This window comes from Methanobacterium petrolearium (assembly GCF_017873625.1).
Taxonomy (GTDB): domain Archaea; phylum Methanobacteriota; class Methanobacteria; order Methanobacteriales; family Methanobacteriaceae; genus Methanobacterium; species Methanobacterium petrolearium.
Genome location: NZ_JAGGKL010000010.1, coordinates 62,771 through 81,613, shown reverse-complemented (window position 1 = coordinate 81,613; position 18,843 = coordinate 62,771). Strand labels below are relative to the sequence as shown.

Below are 18,843 nucleotides of genomic sequence, written 5' to 3'. Positions count from 1 at the left end.
ATTTGATAAAACTATTTTCACCCCTTCAATTCCATTGTTTATTAATTTTTTAATAAAAAGTATTAAATAGTAGTTCTTCTAAAAGGAATTTGTGGTGTTAGTATGAATAAAAAGTATTTATATATGATTATAGTAAGTATATTTTTGATGATAATCTCCTTCAATGGAACAGTTTCAGCTGCTAATTTAACTGTTAATCCAGGTAGCAGCATTCAAGCTGCGGTTAATAATGCATCTAATGGTGATATAATCATAGTTAACGATGATAATGGCTCTGCTTATACCTACACAGAAAATATCATTGTTAACAAGACATTGAATTTACAGTCTAACAGCAGCAACGTTACAATTCAGGCTTATGATGCTTCAAAATCAGTTTTCACAATAAATTCAAATGGCAGTGGTTCAACCATTAAAGGATTCACAATAACTGGCGGCACCAGTTTTACTTCGTCTGGAATCCGTCTGAATTCTGCAAGCAATTGCACCATCCAATCAAATAAGATAACTCGAAACAGAATTGGACTTTACATTAGTGGTTTATCCACAAACAATAATATATTTAACAATTACATTCAGAATAACACCGGCAATGGCATACTTTTATATTCAAAAAACAATACTATTACTGGAAACAATATTTCCAACAACTATGCTGGAATTTGGATTTATTCACGTGACAATCTGATTTCTAGGAATATTGTGTCGAATAATAGGGGTTTTGGAATTTACATTGAGGGTTCTAATAATAACTACCTCTATGGAAATATAATATCCAACAACAATTATGGTGTTTATTTCTTTGAATCTAACTTCGAAATGCACTTTAATCAGATATTCGGAAATCAATATGGTGTTTATTCAGATTTAGCTGGTTTTTTAAATGCGACCAATAATTGGTGGGGTAGCAACAACCCCACTGTCACCTCCTCTAACACACCAGCAGATATTGTAATCTATGATGGAACCGTGACTTATGATCCCTGGTTAGTCCTAAACTTGAGTGGTGCAGTTATTCATGTAACACATAACAACACATCCAACTCTCAGATAACTGCTGATATAACCCATAACAATCATGGGCAGGATACCTCTGGTTCTGGAACAATACCTGATGGTTTGCCAGTGCATTTCACCACCAATCTGGGAACTATCACTCCCACTGGAACCACCAGAAGAGGTCAAGTTACAGTTACACTCACCTCCAGTCCATCGTTTGGTGCAGCAACGGTTACTGCAACATTGGATGGTCAGACAGTTTCAAAAGCATTCCGTAAATCCTTCAGCACCATACAAACAGCCGTTGAAAATACATTAACAGTTGATGGTGATATTATCCTGGTGGAGAATGGAACCTACACAGAAAATATTGTGGTTAACAAAAAACTGGGCATTTTTTCTGACGGTAATGTTACTGTTCGATCTGGTACTCCCTCAAGCCCAACATTCACTATTAATAGTTCTGGCAGTGGTTCAGTAATAGAAGGTTTCATTATTACCCAATACACGTCCTCATACGGTATTCTTCTAAACTCAACCAATGAATGCTATATTTCAAATAACATCTTAACCCTTACAGGAGGAATTGGCCTTCACAATTCCCATAACAATACCTTATCTGGAAATATATTAGACGATAACAGTTGTGGAATTTATTCAACTCATTCATGTAACAATACCCTGTACTCGAATACTGTGTCCAGAACAGTGGACAATTCTGGAATCATATTAAGTTATTATTCTACTGATAACACCATCATAGGGAATGATATCAAAGATAATGGTGATGCGGGAATATACATCACAGGCCATTCCAGTGTTCAGGTTAAAGGGAACAACTTCACAAATAATACGATCCGTATCAGTAATTTATCAGATGTCCAAATATACAATAATAACATAACCAGTGCATCCACTGGAACTGGAATTTCGCTTTCTAACTTCTCTTCTGCAGAGATACACTTTAACAGAATCACTGGGAACTTCAGTTATGGGCTTATGGTGTGGAAAAGCACCGTAAACGCCACTAACAACTGGTGGGGTACCAACAATGTGATTTATAGTAATTCAACTATTCCTTCATCATGTAATATCTGGAATAGAAATGGCACTGTGATTTACGATCCCTGGTTGGTTTTAACTGTGAATACTTCATCTGTTAATTCTGGTGGGAATGCAAGTGTGACAGCAGATTTAACCCATAACAATGTGGGTAGTGATACTTCATCTGAGGGGCATATTCCAGATGATGTTCCAGTGAATTTCACCACCACTTTAGGCACTGTTATCAGTCCAGTTTACACTTTCAATGGGAAAGCAACAACTATTTTGAATCTGGGCACTACACAATCTGTGACTGTGACTGTTTCAGCATCAGTTGATGGACAGAATGTCTCCAAAGAGACCACACTATCTCCAGGAATGGCTATTCTGAATATCACCAGCACAGCCCTGGATCCTTCCAGGCCCTATTATGAATTAGTGGGTTACCAAAACATTACCGAAACAAAGGTTTTTAACTGGTATAAATTAGCTGTGATCCTTACAGATCCTTGTGACCAAAATGTTAATGCACTTAAAAATTATGTTTCCAGAACCTATGGTGATATGAGAATAATAGACTGTGCAATCCCTCCCGAAAATGTAGTGGAATACTTATTATATGGAAATCTTTACACTGACTGGTGGAGTGAAGAGCTTCTACAAGAATTTGTCTACTGTTGGGGTTTATCTGATGATGATTTCCATTATATCCAACAAAACTATCTTAGCTGGGATGTAATTAACTATCTCTATGATTGTATGTGGGATGATCTGGGTAATTGCACAGTTCAACAACCACCAAGCAATGATCGTGATGATATATTATGGTACAGTAGAATATGGAGTGCGGGAAATGCACCTTATGTACGATTCCCTTTAATGTTACCATATGTGCCTCCTAGCTGGACACATACCTCCACAACAAGCATTCCTATTTACCATGAAACATACAGTCCTCTGAATATAACCTGTGAGATTCCTTTAAATGAGTCTGTGACTTGGGTGAGTGTGGTTTGGAAAGCTAATGAATTTGATCGATTCACCGAAGAAATCGATCTGATTGTTAATGGACAGGTAGTAATTAACAAGACAGTGATTAATGCGGCTTATCTAGCTAATTCCCACATAGTTGATCCCAACAGTTATGATTCAGATGTATTTGATGATATAAACAATATAAATTATTATCTTTCAGATTCTACAATACCACGGACATATCTTGGCGCTATACTGAATATGACAGATTCTCAACTTCAGAACTTTACCAAAAGCCAGTTAGGAGAACTATTAATATCCCGTTATACTAATGTCTTTCAGTATAATGCTACAGAATCAGCAATGCTTAATCACTACGAATCATTTACTGATGATCTGATAATTTCCCTGTCTTATCCTGGAGATGAAGGTAAAAAAATAACAGTTGTGGATCCAGATACAAACAGTACAACCCTGATTAATCTCCCTGGAAGTTATACTCAGAGAATGAGTGATTTGATTTATCATAATGGAGCATACGCTTACGAAACAATAAACAATACTAATTGGTACGAGGGTTATGATGGTGTTAGGAGTTTTGCTATTGCTACCACCAGGGTTAGTGATGATATTTTAAGGTACTGGTTGAATCAAAAGGACAATTACAATCTTACAACAAATTACACTTACACAGAGGGTAATATGACTTATCTTTTTGGTCAGGGTCCTATGAAGGCGGCTTATGGTACTTTCTTAACTTCACTTCTGGTTGAGTACTGTCATGATAAGACTGCAGATGCCGCAGCATCCAAATACAATGTCACATGGAGTAGGACGGTTCCAGTTGTGGTTTCTGTGGTGGACGATGCTAACGTTTGTTACGTTACAGGTGAATCTGATCATAGGATGGGAATGGATGTTATTGGTAACCCTGCTAATGCCAGGGCGTTCCGCTATGCATGTTCCTCAGCTTTTTCACCCATAGAATACTGGGTTTTCACAGCATTAGGATTTGGAGACGACCCACGAGGAAGTGTCACACTGGGCCTTGGAGACATACTCATAGATGGTGAACCATTAGTTATATTTGAGAATGATGGTTACACTATAATTAAAAGGGCTGGAGATAATAGCATGTTTCTTATTATCGATCCAGTTACTGGAATAGTTAGAGATTGTGCTTCACCCCTTGATATATGCGGTAATTTCTGTTATAATGACCCTCAAACAGAATTAGCCTATGATTGGGGTGAGAGTTTATGGGCCCATAACACAACAATAAAAGACATCCTCGAAAACAATAATGGAACCATAGACTTCAGTGGAATGGCAGATAATGTTAAAGAAGGACTCACAGGTTTCATGAGCAGTGCTATGATGTCTTTAGAAAGCGCTGCTATGTTCCTTGTTAACAACCCTTCTATTCTTTTACTAAATCCAATAATAGGTACTAATATGGTTGGATTGATTGCAACAAATATATTTTTGGCTAAAACAATTTCGGAAAATAGTGGTAATATTTTCCAGTTTGTATCTACACATCAAGATACACTCCCCGGAGATATTGCATACACTACAACAACTGGAATTTCTGCATATGGCATATATGGCCTTATTTTTAGTGGATCTGTTGTGGCAGGGCCTTTTGGAGCAAGTATTGGTTTTATGGTTGGTTCTGGAAGTTTACTCCTTAGCCTAAGGACCAATTATTTTCCTTTAGACTATTGGCAATATTTTAACGTTCATCGTTCTTGGGTACAGGGTTATGAACATAGATGTTTTGTTGGAAGTGACAATCATGTTTATCATGTAGAAACTCCTAGAAACCCCGATGGTTCGCTTAGGGAGAATGAATCAGTGATCTACGATCAAGGTTATTTAATGGTGCCATGAGGTGACATATGTCGGAGAATTTAAAAAATTCAAAAGATCTGGAAAGAATTGCTAAAATCACTTTTGTTTCAATACTGTTAATTTTTTCAAGTCGAATCATTTATAGTCTAGGGCATTATGTTGATAATGTAATGATTTTGAGCCTTTTTTTAGCAATTATTGGTGTGGTTATTTTTATAATTTCTTTAGTAGGGTTAGTTAAGAGAAGAAAAGAACCAAGAGCGAAGCATATCATCAAAGGGTCACTAGTTGGCTTTATTCTGGCTATATTATATTTTTTTACTATTTACATGTGATAAATATAATATTGCCTGGAGTCGTACACATCCTATTGTGGTTTCTGCAGGTGATGAGGTCTACAATTATTATTTGACTTTGGAGAGTGATCATACTATGGGTATGTCTGTTGTTGGTGCTGCGAATAGTATGAGGGCGTTTAATTATGCTTGTTCATCTTCAATTTCACCTATTGAAGGTTGGGTAATGCAGACACTGTTCCCCAATGGTGATGGTTATTCTGTGACTATTGGTATAGGTGAAGAACTCCTTAATGGTACTACGATAAATATGTATCAGAGCAATGGCTATATTGTAATTACAGCAGTTAATGGCTCCAGTGAATTCATTCTAGTTGATCCTGAAACTGGTATTGTACGAGACATTTTCTATGGAACCTACTGCGGAGGCTACTGTTTCCCCAACCAGCAAACAGAATGGGCCAGTGATTTAGGTGAAGCTCTATGGGCCAATAACACAACAATAACCGACATCCTTATAAATTGTGAAGGAAGCATTGACTTAAGTCAAATACCCAATAACATTAAAGAAGGACTCACAGGCTTTATAAGTAGTGTAATGATATCATTGCAATGGGCGAACATGTTCATTATTGATAATATTCCTTTTAATCTATTCTCAACATTTGCAGGTTTTGACATGATTGGATTAGCTGTGAATAACGCTTACATGGGCAGTAAAATTGAAGAAAAGGATTACACTACTATTTATGGCTCAAATTATACACTAGAAAAAAATGAGAATAATCTTACACTTGAAGAAGCCCAAATAATTGTCCAAACCCATCCTAATGCTTTTGAATATGATGCTTGGGAGAGTCTTCAGGAAGCACTTGAAGATAAAAATCAACGAGCTGCTTTATAATTGGTGGCTGGTGTTGCGTTGTTGGCCGTGCCCGGTTGTCAAGAATTTGCACTTGGTTTTTTTACCGATAGTTTTTTCATGTTATTCCTTGATGATGAGGAAGGGGCTCCAAAGACTCCAGATACAAGTGCACCTAAGATAATAAGAGTAAAATATACAAGTACACCTAAAATAATAAGAGTATAATAATATGAGATGGCACTATGAACAATAAAAATAATTTAGCTATGGTTATAGGGATAATCATTTTAATTCTTTTAGTTTCCAATGTGTTCATTAGTTTTTTTAATAATTCTACTAAAACATTTTCTGATGCTTATATGAGTTTTAATTATCCTAATGACTTTGAAAATGCAGATTATTCCAGTAATGATACAAATTCTAGTTTTCCCTTAGAATTAATCGCTTATTTTGAAAATACTGCTCCATTAAAAGTACAAAACATGATGGTTTTTAAGAATATTAGCACAACTTCCACTTCGGAAATGAAAGATAGAACCATTTTGAGGGTTAAAAATGATTCTACATGTAAATTATTATCTTCAACCAATGAAACTAATCCGAATGGTGTTTTTGTGGAGAAATTGACATACAGTTATGAATACGCAGCAGGTAAACTAGTTTCTAGCGAAATGTACTTTAAAATTAACAATGAAATATACGCAATTGCAGTTTACGGGCCAGATACTAAAATAGGCAATCAAGTGATTAACGAAACCACTCAAACTATCTCCCAATCAATAAAATGACAAATGGGTACACTTTACTCTCAACAGATCCAATTACCAACATTAAACAACTATTGGAGAACAGTAGGGTATGAAGGTGTGAAATCTTTGCTATACCTCCAAGTGTAAAAAAATAGTACATTTACCTATTGGCTGAAACAGAATTCCACATATCAAGTAATCGCTATGAAATCAGCTTATGGAACATTCCTCACCGCATTGCTTGTGGAGTACTGTTATGATATGGTGGCGATCAGCAGCCAGTGAATTTGATAGACTGATTCACTCCATATACGTCCATTAACGTCTACAGGCTTCTATTCACTTTATACATATTTAAAATTATTTTGAAAACAATTTAATGCAAATTCTTCATATAACTTCCCTAATAACCCCAGCAATGGTCTTAAGAAGTATAGGCCCATCCATCCATGCCTGCCTTATTATGTAACCTGGTCTGAGGTAAAAGTTCCTGAAGGCCTTGTACTGTAGTTTTCGTAGTTCTTCTAATGAGCAGTCCACTGTTTCCAGGACTGGGGATATGAGGGTGTATTTAGACCAATCTTTTACCTTTATCAGGTTCTTTTCAAATGATTCCTTGTAGAATCTGGTTCCAGGGTAGGGTGTGGCCAGTGAAAACACTGCGTAGGAGGGGTTGAGTTCCCTTACAAACTTCACAGTCCTTTTTATACTGTCTTTGGTATCTCCGGGCATTCCCAGAACTACAGAGGCTATGGTGCGGATTTTATGTTTTCTGGATAGTTTGAAGGCCTGGCGTATTTTTTCAATGGTGATGTTTTTATTGGTGGAGTCCAGCATCTGCTGGTCTGCGGATTCCACACCCAGGAAAAGAGTTATACATCCAGATTCCCTCATTTTCTCCAGTAATTCTCCAGATAATGTGTCCACTCTGGCTGTGCACCCCCAAAAAACGTTCAGGTTTCTTTTTTGGATTTCATCACAGATAACCTCTACCCTGCGGTGGTTGAGGGTGAATGTATCATCCATGAAGGCTATGGTTCCCACGTGATGGTCACGCACCAGGTGTTCCATTTCATCCACCACATTTTCAGGGGAACGTAGTCGGAGTTTTGGACCATGCAAAGCTGCGGATGCGCAGAAAGAACATTGCATTGGACATCCACGGCTGGTGATCATGGTGGCCATACCGGTTTTCATGTTCAGCATCTTGTAATGGTCCATGGGCAGCAAATGTCGTGCTGGGAATGGTAATGAATCCATATCTGTTATGAGTGGTCGGGGTGGGTTCACCTGGTCTTCCAGGGCTATTCCCCTAACCTGTGACAGGTCCCCATCATTTTCCAGGGTTTGCACCAGTTCCAGCATGGTGTATTCCCCCTCACCCATAACCACCACATCCACATAATCTGTCTTCAGAAGCTCTTGATGGTTGAAGGTGGGATGGTATCCTCCCATAACTACCGTGGCCTGAGGACATGTTTTTTTCGCTATCTGGGCGGTTTTGTTAGCCTGCCCTATGGTGGGTGTGAGGGCAGTTATGGCCACCACCTGTGGCGTATTTCCCTTTAATTCTTCTTCCAAGTCTTCCCATGTCATCTCCAGGGCAGAAGCATCTATTATGTTCACATTATAACCATTTTCTTCTAAAACCGCTGCCATGTAAGATATTCCCAGTGGCGGGGCCACCACTCCAATGAATTTATATTTGGAGTTGGTTTGAGGGGGATTTATAAAAGTTACATCCATTTTCTCTGCTGTGATTTCATGAGGTTTTTCCATTTGCATCATCTTCATACGATCTTATTATCCCGTAGTGTTAGGCCCATCCTTGTTTTCTGCAGATAGGGTATTTTTGTTCCTAATATAGAGATATTATTGAAAATAGAAATAATTAAGAAGATAATGTGCCAGTGATTGGCTTAATGGGTGTGAAAGATAAAATAATATTGTTTTATATGGGTGGAAAAAATTAAAATGGGTTAATTATTGTTATAACTGATCTCCTATTTAAACTTCTTTTATCATGGTGGCAACAGTCTTGAGAAGGATAGGGCCATCCATGCGGACCTGCTTCAATAGATAGACTGGCCGTAAGTAAAACTGCCGGAAAGCCTTTTTCTGCAGGGATTTGAGCTCATCCCTGGAGCAATCCACTGTATCCAGCACTGGAGAAAGGAGAGTGTATTTAGACCAATCTTTAACCCTGATAAGATTATCTTGTACTGCTTCCTGGTAAAATCGGGTTCCAGGATAGGGTGTGGCCAGACTGAAAACTGCGTATGATGGGTTTAATTCTTTAGTGAATTTAATGGTCCTTTCAATACTTTCCCTGGTGTCTCCAGGCATACCCAGGACTACAGAGGCTATGGTGCGAATATCATTTTCCCGGGCCAGGGAAAACGCCTGTCTGATCTTTTCAATGGTGATCTGTTTATTGACCCGGTCCAGTTGTTGCTGATCAGCGGATTCCACTCCCAGGAACAATGTTATGCAACCAGAATCACTCAGTTTACGAAGTACTTTTTCAGATAAATTGTCAACTCTGGCTGTGCATCCCCAGTAAACATCAATATCCCTTCTCATGATCTCATCACAGATTTCTTCCACCCGGCTGGGTTTGAGGGTGAAGGTGTCATCCATGAATGCGATCATGCCGGCATCATGGTCTTGAATGAGGTGTTCCATCTCATCCACCACATTATCTGTGGACCTCATTCTAAGCCGGTTTCCATGCAGTGCTGCAGATGCACAGAAAGAACACTGCATGGGACATCCTCTACCTGATATCAGGGTGGCGGTGTCCAGTTTCATGTTCAAAATTTTGTAGTGGTCCATAGGTAACAGGTGCCTGGCAGGAAAGGGTAGTTCATCAAGGTCCTGGATAAGGGGTCGGGGAGGTGTTAGCACACCATCACCATAGGCTATGCCTTTAACATTTTTAATATCCCCTCCATTTTCCATGGTTTTCACCAGTTCCAGCATGGTGTATTCTCCTTCACCGATAATTACCAGGTCAACATAGTCTTTTTCCAGAATTTCCTGGTAGTTGAAGCTGGGATGGTATCCTCCCATAATCACCATGGCCTCAGGACAAGTTTTTTTGGCCAGCTGTGCAGTTTGCAGACCATGATAGATGGTGGGGGTTAAGGCGGTGATAGCTATTATTTGGGGAGATATTCGTCTGATCTCAGATTCCAGAGTTTCCCAGCTCATTTCCAGAGCTGCAGCATCTATGATCTGGACATCTATATCATTTTCCTCGAGAACTGCGGCCATGTAAGCTATGCCCAGTGGAGGTGCAACTAATCCTATGAACTTGTACTTAGAATTAAAATAAGGCGGATTAATGAACAGGACTTTCATGTGATCACCATAAGAAATGGGGACTTAAAATACTTACGGTGTAGGTATGATGATTTACTCCGGGAGTGGGATGTCTTCATTTTCATCAACTATAACTTCTATTAATACTGGTTTATTAAGTTTTAGTGCATCCTTCACTGCAGAAAGAATATCATCTGGAGAATCCACTCTTTTAGCTTGCATATGGTAAGCATTGGCCAGTTTCACAAAATCAGGATTGTCAAGTTCCACTTGGAATGGTGCACCATAGTAGAGTTCCTGCCACTGCCTGATGATGCCCAGGGAACGGTTATTGATCAAGCAGATTACTATGGGCAAATCCAGTTCAGTGATTGTTGCCAGTTCCTGTAGGGTCATCTGGAAACCCCCATCACCCACCACTACCACCACTTTTTTATCTGGCCTGGCCAGACTGACACCCACACTTGCTGGGACTCCGTATCCCATGGGTCCTAATCCTCCAGAAAAGATCAGTGAAGGAGATTCCAATGCTTTTATAAGCAGGTTTACCCATGTGGTGTGGCTTCCTGCGTCATTAACCAGGATTGAATCATCTTTACCTTCTAAAATTTCTTTAATGGCCCTTTGTGGTTTTAAAGGAGTTTTTTTAAAGTTTGTTCTGATTTTGTGAGTTTTAGGATGTTTGGAGAGTTGTTCTAACCATTTGTCTGTATTTTTTGGTGGTGTTTTCCTGATTTTTTCCAGGAATTTTTTTACATCTGCCTGAATATTCACACTGCCTTTTAAGACTTTTTCATCTAGATTCACCTGGATGATTGGCACATCACCCAGTCCTTTCAGTGTTCGTTCTGATAGGCGGCAGCCCATGGCCAGAACCAGGTCAGAGTTTTTCCCAGCGAAGTTAGCTGCTTTGGTACCTCTTTGACCTAAAAGTCCTAAAGAGAGTGGATGGTCCTCACTTAAGACTCCTCTGGCAGGATATGTAGTGGCCACCGGGATCCGGTGTTTTTCTGCTAGAACATGTAAATCATCAACTGCATGAGCCCATAGAACTCCAGCTCCAGCCAGGATCAGTGGTTTTTTGGAGTTTTCCACTAATTTTTCTGCCGGTTTGAGGTTGCTCCAATCATTAGGAAGATTTAATTCCACGGTTTCATCCAGCAAAGACTGATCAACCTCCATTTGGAGAACATCACGTGGAATATTTAAATGTATGGGACCGGTTTTACCTGTTTTGAGGGTTAAAATCGTCATTTTAAGAAGTTGGATTCCTTCTTGTGGTTCTTTTACAAGATGACTCTGCAGAGTTATGGGTTCAAAAACAGCGTTTATATCCACATCCTGGAAGACGTTTTCACCCTTTAACTGAGAGGAAACATCGCCAGTAATAACCAGTAGAGGTATTGAATCTTTGTAAGCGGTTGCCACACCCATTACCAGGTTTAAAGCCCCTGGTCCTGCGGATGCCACACAAACTCCTGGTTGGAATGAACTCCGGGCATATCCATCTGCTGCATGAGCAGCACCCTGTTCGTGACGTGTTAAAATATGTTTTATGGATGAATTTTGTAGGGCCTGGTAAAAAGGGAGGATTTGTTCCCCAGGATGGCCAAATACAAATTTGGTGCCTTCTTTTTCCAGTATTTTGACCAGTGCATCTGCCAATCTAATCTTGGCCATGTTTTGCATAACCCAAGGTATGTTGTTAACTATTATTAAATAGATAGTCCAGAGGTTATGGTCTAACTCCTGCAGATTGAAGTGCCTACTTAGAGTTGTTGTCAGTTCATTTTCAGGAAGGTAAGAAAAAATTTATTGGATTTAATTGACATAATAGAATGTAGTGTTCATCATTAATTACACTCTGGTAATGGATAAATGGTTTTAGAGGAGGGGTTACTATTTCCAGTGAATTAGATGCGCTGCTTAGGGAGAACAGATTATTTCCACCATCTGAAGATTTAATTAAAGCAAGTAACATCCAGAAATGGATGGAACGTTATGGTATTAACGACTATGACCAGCTTATTATGCGGGCTCAGGATGACCCGGAATGGTTCTGGGACGAGCTTGCCCGGGAATTGGAATGGTTCCAACCCTATACTGATGTTTTAAAATGGGATCCTCCCCATGCTGAGTGGTTTTCTGGAGGTAAGTTTAACATCACTTATAATGCCCTGGACCGGCATGTTAAAACCTGGCGTAAAAATAAGGTAGCCTATATATGGGAGGGGGAATCAGGTCAGGTGGTGAAGCTCACCTACCATGATCTTTATGTTAGGGTTAATCAGATGGCCAATGCCCTGCGCAGTCTTGGTGTTGGGAAGGGGGATCGTGTATCTATTTACCTGCCAATGATTTTGGAGTTACCAGTTGCCATGTTGGCATGTGCCAAGATTGGGGCAGTGCACAGTGTGGTGTTTTCTGGTTTCTGGGCTAAAGCATTCCAGGAAAGAGCAAACGATGCCCAGGTTAAGGTGGCCATAACTGTTGATGGATTTTATCGCCGGGGCAAGGTCATACCCCTTAAGGAAAATGTGGATGAAGTGTTGGATGGTATTCCTTCCCTTAAACATCTTATTGTAGTTCAACATGCCGGTTGTCCTGTGCAGATGAAATCTGGACGTGATTTCTGGTGGGATGATATCACCCAGGAACAGGAAAAGGAGTGTGCCGCCGAAGTAATGGATTCAGAAGATCCCCTGTTTATTCTTTATACCTCTGGGACAACAGGAAAACCAAAAGGTGTTGTTCATATCCATGGTGGTTATGCAGTAGGCACTTATACCACTTTAAAATTCGTCTTCGACATTAAAGATGAGGATATATGGTGGTGTGCTGCGGATATCGGCTGGATAACCGGCCACAGCTATATTGTTTATGCCCCTCTCATTATGGGAGCTACTTCTGTTATGTATGAAGGTGCCCCAAATTACCCTCAACCAGATCGTCTGTGGAAGATGATAGAAGATTATGGGGTGAATGTTTTCTACACTGCCCCCACCACCATCAGAATGTTCATGAAATACGGGGAAAAATGGCCCCAAAAACATGATTTAACATCTTTAAGACTTCTTGGTAGTGTGGGGGAGCCCATAAATCCAGAAGCATGGATATGGTACCATAAACATATTGGTAACCGCCAGTGCCCTATTATGGATACCTGGTGGCAGACCGAAACCGGGATGCACCTTATAACACCCCTCCCCATAACCTCTCTGAAGCCAGGGTCAACAGTTAAACCATTCCCCACAGTCAAGGCAGATGTGGTGGATGATGCAGGAGAATCAATAACTGAAGGTGGAGGTCATCTGGTTATCAAAACACCCTGGCCATCCATGTTCCGCACCCTTTACCATGACCAGGAACGTTATGTGGAGGCATACTGGAGCAGGTTTCCAGGATTATATCTCAGCGGTGATGTGGCCCGTGTTGACCAGGATGGCTATTTCTGGATACAGGGAAGGGAGGATGATGTCTTAAACGTTGCTGGGCATCGTATAAGTACTGCTGAGGTTGAATCCGCCCTGGTGAGCCATGTGAAAGTGGCTGAGGCTGCAGTGGTTGGGAAACCAGACCAAATTAAAGGGGAAGAGATCTTCAGTTATGTTACGCTAAAAGAAGGGTACAATCCATCTCCGAAATTAAAACACCATCTCAGGGAACATGTAAGGAAGGAGATCGGCCCAGTGGCCAGCCCGGCATATATTGGCTTTGTGGAAGATTTGCCCAAGACACGTTCCGGTAAAATCATGCGCAGGGTGATTAAGGCAAAGGTTAAAGGAGAAGACGTGGGTGATATAACCACACTTGCCAATCCTGAAGCCGTGGAAGGACTGGACCATGCATTATGAAGGACTATAAGTTATGAAAGAAGGAGTTAATGGTGGAAATAAAAAATAATCTAATAAGAATAAATAAATTAGAAGAAAATTAGAATGGAAAAATTAAAAAAAGAGAAGGCTAAAATTCAAAATTGTGCCTTTAAACTCATTTGTTCGATTATTTAGTCTTCTTTTTCCTGGTAACTTCCATCGTATTCGCCTGAACCCTCAACCGGGAAAACAACTCCCTGTGCAATTCTTTCACCACGTTTTAGTGTGAAGGGGAATTCTCCCTGGTTTACCAGGAGGAATTGTAGGGTTCCGTAGAATCCTGGGTCGCCCACTGCTGTGTGTATACTTATAAATGAGCGTAAGAGAGTGGAACGAGGCAGATAAAGCATTGCATAGCCTTTAGGAATTTTTATCTTCCGGTCAATGGTTACACTGTAAGCAGTTTTTGGTTGTAGGGTGTAAAGTGGTGGATCCAGTCTTTCCAGTTCTGGAAGATTCTTTTCATTGTCAATAAGGGATCCTGGTCCTTTCTGCTTGTAAACTTCATTAACTCTCAGATCTATGCCGGATGGTTCCACCAGTTCCCTGAATTCTGGGAATAATTTTATGAGTTCTTTTTCACCTAACATTGATTTTCACCTAACATGGATAGCTTTTTCCTGCAATAATTAGGATGATTTTTTTTACATTAGATTTTTTACTTGGATATTAGATAGATTCTGATTTAACACTTAAAAATATGACATCTTAAAAAAATAAAATTACATGACCAGTACGTCTATATCACCAGTTCAGCTTTCAATAATTCCCTATCAAGAAGTTGGTTGGATACAAATCCATCCACACCCATGGATAAAACAAACCTGAGATCTTTAACTGTATCCACCACCCCAGTATATACTTCAATATTGTGATTATGGGCTTTTTCCACCATTTTTTCACTCAAATACTGATAAAAAGGGAACATAACATCTGCCTGGGCATCTATGGCCTGATTTTCAGGATGTATTGGCTGGGATATGAAAATAACCCCTGTTTTAAGGGATTTGTCCAGGGATTTAAGGTTCAGTGAAACATTATGATAGAATGAGGCTACAATAACCTCTTGCAACATATTTTCCTGCCGGAGAGTATCTAAAACCTGTTTTTCAATGTGTGGTTCCTTTATTTCAATCACCAAACTAGGTTGCCCTTCAACAGTTCCTGTTCTTTTTACCATCTTCAGAACTTCTCTGAGTGTGGGTATGGTTTCTCCTTTGCCTGCATCAAGTTCCTTTAACTGGGTGAGTGTTTTTTCCTTCACCAATCCCGTGCCATTGGTGGTGCGGTCTACAGTTGCATCATGGATAACCACCAACTCTCCATCTGCAGATTGACGTACATCCACTTCTACCATGTCCACTCCTAAGCAAAATGCATGATTCATGGAGAGTAATGTGTTTTCTGGTTCCAGGGCAGAAGCACCCCGGTGAGCAATGATCTTCATAGGTATTTAATATGTGCTTTGACTCAAAAATCATTTAAGATCATCTCAAGAATTTAATCCAACATATGAATGATAATAATGATTTAATCCATCGTGGTTGAATGGTGATGAAATGAAGCAGGTTAAGGACCATTTTGAAAAAGAAGCAGAGGTATTTGACGAACTCATAAAGACATTGATCCCTTTCTATGATGATATGGTTAAATCCCTGATATTATCATTGCCTTTTAACAGGGAAGATGAAATTAAGGTTTTGGATCTGGGTTGTGGTACTGGAAATATATCAAAAGGGGTTAAAGATAGGTTTCCCAATGCACAGATTACTAGTGTGGATATGGCTGAGAACATGATCCAGATAGCAAAATCCAAACTATCACCTTACCGTGATATTGAATTTAAGGTAGCTGATTTCCGAGACCTTAACTTCCAAGAAGAGTATGATGCGGTGATATCCTCCCTGGCACTGCACCATCTACGCCCTGAAGAACAGGAATCATTCTACCATAGAATAAAAGGGTTCATTAAAGAGGGAGGAGTCTTTTATAATGCTGATAATATCACCGGAACTTCTCCCTACCTTAACCAGATTTATATGGATAAATGGGTGGAGTTCATTCTGGAAACTCATACCCTGGAAGAAGTAGAAAAGATATGGCTGCCCAAACACCGGGAAGAGGACTCACCTTCACCCCTGCGCAGTCACATTCAGTGGATGGAAGATGCAGGGTTCCATGATGTGGATGTGGTGTGGAAATATTATTATTTTGGAGTGTATGGGGGGCGGAGTTAGTTGTCAGCTTTAGGATAAACAATAATTCTAAAATTTTATTAGGTTCCATTAATAAGATTATTATCAAGTCTCTTATCTTTGGGTGATTTTGTGGAAAAAAAATGGCAGAATCTTCAAAATGGTTTAAACTGTGAAGATATTGTGATGATTCTCAGGGAACTCAACCCACAAATAAAAAAAGAATATAAAGCAGAAATTGTTGGTTTTTTTGGTTCATTTGCCCGTGGAGAGCAAAGAAAGGATAGTGATCTGGATATTCTGGTTCAATTTCAAGAAGGAGCATCTTTACTTGACTTTGCAGGTCTTGCAGATTTCCTGGAAGATGAACTGGGAATTAAAATCGATCTGGTTTCAAAAAGAGCTATTAGGCCTGAATTAAAGGAACAAATAATGGCTGAGGTTGTGTCAGTGTAAGAGAGACCAGAAATTATTTTTGAATGATATTGTCTCTGCCATGGAATCAATAGAATCTTTTGTGGAAGGAATGACTCTGGAAGAACTAGAAAAAGATGATAAAACATCCAGTGCTGTTGTTAGGAAATTTGAAATCATTGGTGAAGCCACTAAACATCTTTCTGAGAAAATAAAAGAAGAAAATCATGAGATTCCCTGGAAAAACATGGCCGGGATGAGAAATCGTTTGATTCATGCTTATTTTGGAGTAGATTATAAATTGGTGTGGGAAGCTATAAAGATTGAAATACCACGTTTAAAGCCAAAATTAGAAGAAATTTTAGAAAAATTAGATTAAAAGAATTTATTAATCCCCAAGAACCTGTTCCACCATCCAATCTGGATGAAATTCCATGATGTCTCCGTAGCCCTGTCCAACTCCTAAAAAGAGTATGGGTTTATTTATAACATGCCCTATTGAGAGTGCTGCGCCTCCTTTGGCATCGGCATCGGCTTTGGTGAGTATGATTCCGTCTACTCCCACGGCATCATCAAATTTACGGGCTTGCTCTACTGCATCGTTACCAGTGAGTGCATCCCCTACGAATATGGCGAGTTCTGGTTTGACCACTCTCTGGATCTTCTTCATTTCATCCATGAGGTTCACGTTGGTCTGCATTCTTCCCGCAGTGTCAATGAGTACCAGTTCTTTTTTCTGTGCCCTGGCATGTTCCACTGCATCATAGGCCACAGCTGCAGGATCTGCACCTTTCTGGTGGCGGATGATCTTCACTCCCACTTTCTCGGCATGGTGGGATATTTGTTCAATGGCTCCTGCCCTGAAAGTGTCAGAAGCAGCAATAACCGGAGTGTAACCTTCCTTAAGATAGTAATCAGCAATTTTAGAGATGGTGGTGGTTTTACCTGTTCCGTTAACACCCACGAACATTATTTTAAGTGGTTCGCCAGTTTTTTTGGCATCTTTAACTAATTTTTCCAGATCAGGGCCTTCAACAACCAGTATGTCAGATATGGCATTTTTTAGGGCTTCTTTAGTAAATTTGGCCACATCATTTCTCCTTTTTATCTTGCGGCCCACCAGGTTATCTTTAACTGATTTGACGATCTGTTCGGATACTTCCAGTGCAACATCACCTTCCAGAAGGGCAAGTTCCAGTTCAAAAAGGATGTCATCTACATCCTTCTCAGATATGGTTTTATGAGTGGCGAAGGTAAACAGGCCAGATGGTTCTTCTTCAGCGACATCTTCAGACTTTGTTAAATCTGTTTCAGAATCACTTACATCTTTCAACTCGGTTTTTGTTGAATCTTCATCTGTAGAAGTTGAATCTTCATCTGTATATTTCCTGCGTAAAAATGAAAAACGAGATTTTTCTTCCTCATCAGTGCCTTTTTGAGAGGATTCATCCTTCCTATCTTTAAGGGATGGGGTTTTTGAATCGTTATCTTCTGTACTCTCTTTTGGTAGTGTTTCAACCTTTTTTGAAGTAGTTTCAACCTTTTTATCCTTGGATTTTTTATCTCTATCTTTATTTAAGGTTGATTTTGCCTTTTTTTCCTCTGATTTGGCAGTTTCTTCTTCGGAGACTACCTCATCAGAGATTTTTCCAATTGCACCGGAGAACTTCTTTTTGAGAGATTCAAACAAAAACATCCCCTCCTTCAACAGAACTACACGATTTTAAAAAAAATATCTTGAAAAAATGTGGTTTTTTATAATGTTATAAATATTTTTTAACAATGTCCTTGTCTATAAAACAGAAATAAAGTTTAGGGTAATTATTCTTCTGGTGTACCCTCAATTTTTTGGATGAGTTCTTCAGCTTCTGGGCTTTTCTGGGTGATGATGTCACTGATCTTCTGGAGATCTCCCATCATCTTCTGCATTACTCCATCCAACTCTTTTTTCTGTTCTTCAATGCTTATTTTAGCATCTTCAATGTTTTTCTTAACCGCAGCCCCGGATCCGAGACCTACAATCACTTCTTCAGTGTTTTTAATTTCTGTGATTAGAAATGAGCCTGCTCCTATTGGTACCAGGGTTTCAGGTGATTTTTTCCCCTTAATAGCATCCAGTGTTTCTTGTGCAACTGTCAGATCTGCGATGGTGTTTTTAAGGGTTTCCACCTGCTGGTTTAACATTTCGGCCTGGGCTTTGTAGGCGTTAAGCTCGTTTATGATCTCTTCCAGCCTTTTCCGGTCTTCCATGTT

Annotated in this window: 15 protein-coding genes; 8 read left to right on the top strand and 7 right to left on the bottom strand. The window is 39.6% G+C overall.

The features are described 5' to 3' along the window. Positions 1-102 precede the first annotated feature (102 nt). The 4 genes from J2743_RS09915 to J2743_RS09900 all read left to right on the top strand — a co-directional run bounded on the left by J2743_RS09915 (position 103) and on the right by J2743_RS09900 (position 6,821). Positions 103-4,911 (top strand): right-handed parallel beta-helix repeat-containing protein, encoded by a 4,809-nt coding sequence (locus tag J2743_RS09915; protein WP_209626752.1) that lies wholly within the window; start codon positions 103-105, stop codon positions 4,909-4,911. 333 nt (positions 4,912-5,244) lie between these two features. Beyond that, positions 5,245-6,072, top strand: a complete 828-nt coding sequence (locus J2743_RS09910; RefSeq protein ID WP_209626750.1) for a hypothetical protein — start codon at positions 5,245-5,247, stop codon at positions 6,070-6,072. Between the two features lie 21 nt (positions 6,073-6,093). Beyond that, on the top strand, positions 6,094-6,258 hold the full coding sequence (locus J2743_RS09905; RefSeq protein ID WP_209626748.1) for a hypothetical protein: 165 nt from the start codon (positions 6,094-6,096) through the stop codon (positions 6,256-6,258). A 17-nt stretch (positions 6,259-6,275) separates the two neighbouring features. Beyond that, a complete protein-coding gene (locus J2743_RS09900; protein ID WP_209626746.1) occupies positions 6,276-6,821 on the top strand; it encodes a hypothetical protein in 546 nt (181 codons plus the stop codon). A 351-nt stretch (positions 6,822-7,172) separates the two neighbouring features. Here the strand turns inward: J2743_RS09900 and J2743_RS09895 are convergent, their stop codons facing one another. From J2743_RS09895 to J2743_RS09885, 3 genes are all read right to left on the bottom strand, one after another. Beyond that, entirely contained in the window at positions 7,173-8,528 is a 1,356-nt protein-coding gene (locus tag J2743_RS09895) for a B12-binding domain-containing radical SAM protein (RefSeq protein ID WP_209626770.1), read from the bottom strand. Positions 8,529-8,789: 261 nt separating this feature from the next. Next, positions 8,790-10,145 carry a B12-binding domain-containing radical SAM protein gene (locus J2743_RS09890; RefSeq protein ID WP_209626744.1) on the bottom strand — a complete coding sequence of 452 codons (1,356 nt, stop codon included), beginning with the start codon at positions 10,143-10,145 and terminating at the stop codon, positions 8,790-8,792. 54 nt (positions 10,146-10,199) lie between these two features. After that, the gene (locus J2743_RS09885; RefSeq protein WP_342451647.1) at positions 10,200-11,786 is read right to left on the bottom strand and encodes a thiamine pyrophosphate-binding protein; all 1,587 of its coding nucleotides are present in this window, start codon (positions 11,784-11,786) and stop codon (positions 10,200-10,202) included. Positions 11,787-12,007: 221 nt separating this feature from the next. Between J2743_RS09885 and acs the strand changes: the two genes are divergently transcribed. Then, positions 12,008-13,960, top strand: coding sequence for an acetate--CoA ligase (gene acs, locus J2743_RS09880; protein WP_209626768.1), 1,953 nt, complete (start codon positions 12,008-12,010; stop codon positions 13,958-13,960). Between the two features lie 152 nt (positions 13,961-14,112). On the opposite strand, the gene J2743_RS09875 is transcribed toward acs, so the two are convergent. Then, positions 14,113-14,571, bottom strand: coding sequence for a dCTP deaminase (locus J2743_RS09875; RefSeq protein WP_209626739.1), 459 nt, complete (start codon positions 14,569-14,571; stop codon positions 14,113-14,115). Positions 14,572-14,720: 149 nt separating this feature from the next. Then, positions 14,721-15,428, bottom strand: coding sequence for a glycerophosphodiester phosphodiesterase (locus tag J2743_RS09870; protein ID WP_209626737.1), 708 nt, complete (start codon positions 15,426-15,428; stop codon positions 14,721-14,723). A gap of 112 nt (positions 15,429-15,540) precedes the next feature. Between J2743_RS09870 and J2743_RS09865 the strand changes: the two genes are divergently transcribed. From J2743_RS09865 to J2743_RS09855, 3 genes are all read left to right on the top strand, one after another. Next, on the top strand, positions 15,541-16,218 hold the full coding sequence (locus J2743_RS09865; RefSeq protein WP_209626735.1) for a class I SAM-dependent methyltransferase: 678 nt from the start codon (positions 15,541-15,543) through the stop codon (positions 16,216-16,218). 90 nt (positions 16,219-16,308) lie between these two features. After that, positions 16,309-16,632: a nucleotidyltransferase family protein gene (locus J2743_RS09860; RefSeq protein WP_209626733.1), complete on the top strand. Its 324-nt coding sequence runs from the start codon at positions 16,309-16,311 to the stop codon at positions 16,630-16,632. Positions 16,633-16,651: 19 nt separating this feature from the next. Continuing rightward, on the top strand, positions 16,652-16,969 hold the full coding sequence (locus J2743_RS09855) for a HepT-like ribonuclease domain-containing protein (RefSeq protein ID WP_209626731.1): 318 nt from the start codon (positions 16,652-16,654) through the stop codon (positions 16,967-16,969). 9 nt (positions 16,970-16,978) lie between these two features. Here the strand turns inward: J2743_RS09855 and ftsY are convergent, their stop codons facing one another. Both ftsY and pfdA read right to left on the bottom strand, forming a co-directional pair. After that, on the bottom strand, positions 16,979-18,280 hold the full coding sequence (ftsY, locus tag J2743_RS09850) for a signal recognition particle-docking protein FtsY (RefSeq protein ID WP_209626729.1): 1,302 nt from the start codon (positions 18,278-18,280) through the stop codon (positions 16,979-16,981). Between the two features lie 131 nt (positions 18,281-18,411). After that, entirely contained in the window at positions 18,412-18,840 is a 429-nt protein-coding gene (gene pfdA, locus J2743_RS09845) for a prefoldin subunit alpha (protein ID WP_209626727.1), read from the bottom strand. Positions 18,841-18,843: the final 3 nt, after the last annotated feature.

Excerpts from the sequence above, each read along its gene's own strand:
- J2743_RS09915 (WP_209626752.1), top strand. The coding sequence starts at position 103 with ATGAATAAAAAGTATTTATATATGATTATAGTAAGTATATTTTTGATG.
- J2743_RS09900 (WP_209626746.1), top strand. The coding sequence starts at position 6,276 with ATGAACAATAAAAATAATTTAGCTATGGTTATAGGGATAATCATTTTA.
- J2743_RS09895 (WP_209626770.1), bottom strand. The coding sequence starts at position 8,528 with ATGGATGTAACTTTTATAAATCCCCCTCAAACCAACTCCAAATATAAA.
- J2743_RS09890 (WP_209626744.1), bottom strand. The coding sequence starts at position 10,145 with ATGAAAGTCCTGTTCATTAATCCGCCTTATTTTAATTCTAAGTACAAG.
- J2743_RS09885 (WP_342451647.1), bottom strand. The coding sequence starts at position 11,786 with ATGGCCAAGATTAGATTGGCAGATGCACTGGTCAAAATACTGGAAAAA.
- J2743_RS09875 (WP_209626739.1), bottom strand. The coding sequence starts at position 14,571 with ATGTTAGGTGAAAAAGAACTCATAAAATTATTCCCAGAATTCAGGGAA.
- J2743_RS09870 (WP_209626737.1), bottom strand. The coding sequence starts at position 15,428 with ATGAAGATCATTGCTCACCGGGGTGCTTCTGCCCTGGAACCAGAAAAC.
- J2743_RS09865 (WP_209626735.1), top strand. The coding sequence starts at position 15,541 with ATGAAGCAGGTTAAGGACCATTTTGAAAAAGAAGCAGAGGTATTTGAC.
- pfdA (WP_209626727.1), bottom strand. The coding sequence starts at position 18,840 with ATGGAAGACCGGAAAAGGCTGGAAGAGATCATAAACGAGCTTAACGCC.